Annotated in this window: 5 protein-coding genes; all 5 read left to right on the forward strand. The window is 50.8% G+C overall.

The features are described 5' to 3' along the window. Window positions 1–167, forward strand: a 167-nt coding sequence (locus tag J4G02_13375) for a GMP synthase (glutamine-hydrolyzing) (protein ID MCE2395567.1), incomplete at its 5' end; no start/stop codon positions are given. A gap of 52 nt (window positions 168–219) precedes the next feature. Further along, a complete protein-coding gene (locus tag J4G02_13380) occupies window positions 220–1,761 on the forward strand; it encodes a family 10 glycosylhydrolase (protein MCE2395568.1) in 1,542 nt (513 codons plus the stop codon). 55 nt (window positions 1,762–1,816) lie between these two features. Further along, window positions 1,817–2,302: a hypothetical protein gene (locus tag J4G02_13385; GenBank protein ID MCE2395569.1), complete on the forward strand. Its 486-nt coding sequence runs from the start codon at window positions 1,817–1,819 to the stop codon at window positions 2,300–2,302. A 32-nt stretch (window positions 2,303–2,334) separates the two neighbouring features. Then, on the forward strand, window positions 2,335–3,168 hold the full coding sequence (locus tag J4G02_13390; GenBank protein MCE2395570.1) for an HTTM domain-containing protein: 834 nt from the start codon (window positions 2,335–2,337) through the stop codon (window positions 3,166–3,168). 19 nt (window positions 3,169–3,187) lie between these two features. Next, a partial coding sequence (locus J4G02_13395) for a hypothetical protein (GenBank protein ID MCE2395571.1) occupies window positions 3,188–3,681 on the forward strand: 494 nt, incomplete at its 3' end.

Raw genomic sequence — 3,681 nt, forward strand, 5'->3', positions numbered from 1 at the left:
CGTTACGCGCAGTGACAAGTACGGACGGCATGACAGCGGACTGGGCGAAGATTCCTCACAACGTGTTAGGCGTCATTTCCAACCGTATCATCAATGAGGTGCGTGGTATCAATCGTGTCGTTTATGATATTAGCTCGAAACCGCCGAGCACGATAGAGTGGGAGTGAACCCACCCGACCCCATTTACTATCCATCCAAAATACTAAGAGGAAAACGGACATGCCCACGCCTCCTGAATATCAGATTATCTATAACTGGGATGGTGCTCCTCATGGTTACTCCGAGCCACCACAGTCTGTAAACGCTTTTCTGGAAAAGGCTTACGCGCCTCTGGAAGATACGCAGGTCGGTGCCCATTTCTGGTGTATCGGCGAACATGCCGCCCGTTGGCAGAGCGATGTCCTTGAACAACTCGGCGATGTGCATGATCGGCGTTATGAAAACGCTCAGGCGTACATCCACACCGAAAACATCCGTCAGATGGTGGAGCGCGGCGAAGATCCTCAGCAAGCCATTATCGATCGTGGACATCAACTCGGGATGCATGTCTATGCCTCAGTGCGCATGAACGACAATCACTTCAGTGGGGCACAGATCGCTGATTTAGAGACACTGCATCACACGGAACTGACACAGATGCGGATTGAACATCCGGAGTGGTTGCTCGGTGACCAGACATCGGAGTGGTTCGCGCTCTCATGGAACTTCGCTGTCCCCGAAATACGGGAACACCGCTACGCACACATCAAAGAAATCTGTGAACGATATGACTGGGATGGCGTCGAATTGGACTGGCAACGACACGCCTTTCACCTACCTGCCGACGACGCGTACCGACTCCGATACGTCCTGACTGACCTTCAACGAGCGGTGCGACAGATGACCGATGCGCTCGCGCAGAAACGCGGCAAACCGTTCTACTTAGCGGCGCGTGTGTCTGGTACGTTAGAGATGTGCCGCAACATCGGATACGACATTCCAACTTGGGTAAATGAGGGGTTGGTGGACATTCTGATTCCTGCTGGTGGTGCCGCGACAGATCCTTCTTTGGATGTTGCAGCTTTTGTCGAGCTCTGTCGAGATAAGCCGATTGTGGTCTACCCTGGCTTTGATGGCGGTTTGCCCGGACCTTTTGTTGGTCCTGAGGATACCGAAACGAAAGATCGAATGCGTACCCGCGCTATCGCTAGCCGTTACCACAGTGCGGGGGCAGATGGTATCTATGTCTTTAACTGGCACGCAAACCGCGATTCGAGACGAGAATTGCTCTCGCAGATCGGTTCACCTGATACGCTGCGAGGTACGGACAAAATTTATGCGGCAACCCATCGTTTCCTACAAGAGATGGGAGAATGGCGGGGAGCTTACCGAAATGACCGCCTGTGGGGTGAGGTCCCGGTTATTCTTAAACGGACAATCACCGGCGAGGGTCCAACGATTAGGCTAAATGTGGTGGACGATTTATCGACTGATACCCCGAAACAGATTGAGCTACGGGTGCGACTGGATCAGTGGGTACGTGGAGACGTGGTGAGGGTCTCGTGGGATGGGACGGTCCTTGATGATCCCACAATTCGCTACTGCACCATTGATGACCCGCATCGTATTTCGGATGTAAGCGGTGCAGCGTGGTTATGTTTTGAAATGGAGGCGCTGCTAGGGGAAGGTCCGCACGAAGTCAAGGTTGTGCTTGAGGAACGTCACCCGAAGGTTGCCTCTGATATCGTGTTGACGGATGTAGAGTTGGTCGTCCGCTTTTAAGGCGGCCACCATGTGAAATCTGCATTGATTCCCTTGAACCAAAGGAAAACTATCAATGACGCCAGTCAGCCAATATCAATCCGAGAAAACAGCAGTGGAAGTGGCAGCTGAAAGTTCCGATAAATCGGAATGCTCGGAACGGCACAAGTTGATAACTGTTTGCCGAGTAGTTGCTTTCTCGCTGCTGATGCTATATGTCGTATTCGGTCCCTTTTATAAGCAAGTGCTAAAGGGTAAATCACGCGCCTTTCGGTCATGGCAGATGTACCACACTCGGGGACTCGGCGTCTGTGATGTGGAATTTTACATCCGACATCCGGATGGACGCATCGATCACATTGATCATTTCAAAGTACTAGGCTATGACAAACTACTGAAATTACACCACCATTCACGGCGGATTATGGGGGAAAAAGGTGTGTTGGAGGTGGGACAACGTCTACGACAGAAAGTAGGGAATGTTGTTGATTTGCGGGTAAACGCCCGTATCGGCACACGCGAAGGGTGGAAAACCCTATATATGGATAAACGTATCGAATGAACGGGGTATATCCATTTGGAAAGCGATAAGTGATGAAAACCTTGTTACGACTCCTACAACGTTTTTATAACTGGGGGTTGTGTTGTCGCGATTCCACTCGTTCGGTGGGTTTAATCCGAATCGGATTGGTTCTGCTCATCTGGTCTGAATGGGCAGGTGAACTGATACTCTGTCGGGATATACGGTTGGGCGCGATTCTACTCAACTCGGCGTTTTTCCTCTTTACTGGGCTTATGTGTGTTGGACTATGGACGCGCGTGTCATCAATGGGGACAGCCATCATTGTCTCGATTATTTTTAACCTGCATGGGTCATTCAGGCATCACCACACTTTCCTCTTGGTCATGGCTATCCTTTTTATTGCGCTGACACCGTGCGGTCGCTCATACTCGTTAGATCGCTGGTTGGCACTCCGTCGCGCTCTAAAAGCAGGTTTGCCACCACCGCCCGAAATCGGCAATTTGTGGGGATTACGCCTCATTGCGATTCAATTGTCGATGGTCTATTTTTGGACCGCTTACGAGAAACTTTACTGGGGATTTCTGAGTGGTGCCCGTATGGAACTCCTCGTTTACAACTATTATGCAGGGTATGACTACGCGAGTATCCCCGGCTTTTCTGCGCTCTGTTGTATTGTCGCAATTACTACCGTGATACTGGAATTTTTACTGGCTTTCGGACTGTATATCCCCAGATTCCGCAAATACTTGATGCCTGCCGGAATCGCCTTGCATGTCCTTTTTTACCTCTTATTACCTATCCGTACCTTCACTTTAGCCATGATTCTCTTATATCTCGCTTTCATCCCAGCGACTTCCGTTCATCGCTTCATTGATAACATGCACGAGGATTATCAAACTGCTTAGAGAAGGAGACGACAAAACCATGAAAATCACCGATATCGAAACACACGTTATCTGCCCATCGTTTCAGGCGTGGAATAGCGAGGCGTTGACACGCTATCAGGGACCTGAATTCCGCTACCGCACGGTCTTTGTTGTTCGGACCGATAACGGGTTGGAAGGCTTAGGCGAGCATGTCGGCAAATTGTGGGATGGGATAGATGCATGGATGGAGCAGCTGCGCGGCACAAATCCGTGCGATTGGTTAGCTCACCCGTCTCTGCCTATCGCCCTCGCTCCGGCTATCTACGATTTGGTCGGCAAGTATAATGATGTCCCTGCTTATAAACTGTTCGGACCCAAAGTCCGTTCACGTGTACCGATGGCAGCATGGACAGTCTCGCAGACACCTGAAAAGATGGCAGAGGAGGTTGAACACGCAGCCGCTGCGGGTTACACATGGCTCAAGTTCCACACCTTTCACTGCCACAACGTCGCAGCACAGACCGAGGCGATGCAGAATAAACTTGAGAAGGT

It is taken from the genome of Candidatus Poribacteria bacterium (assembly GCA_021295755.1).
Classification (GTDB): Bacteria; Poribacteria; WGA-4E; order WGA-4E; family PCPOR2b; genus PCPOR2b.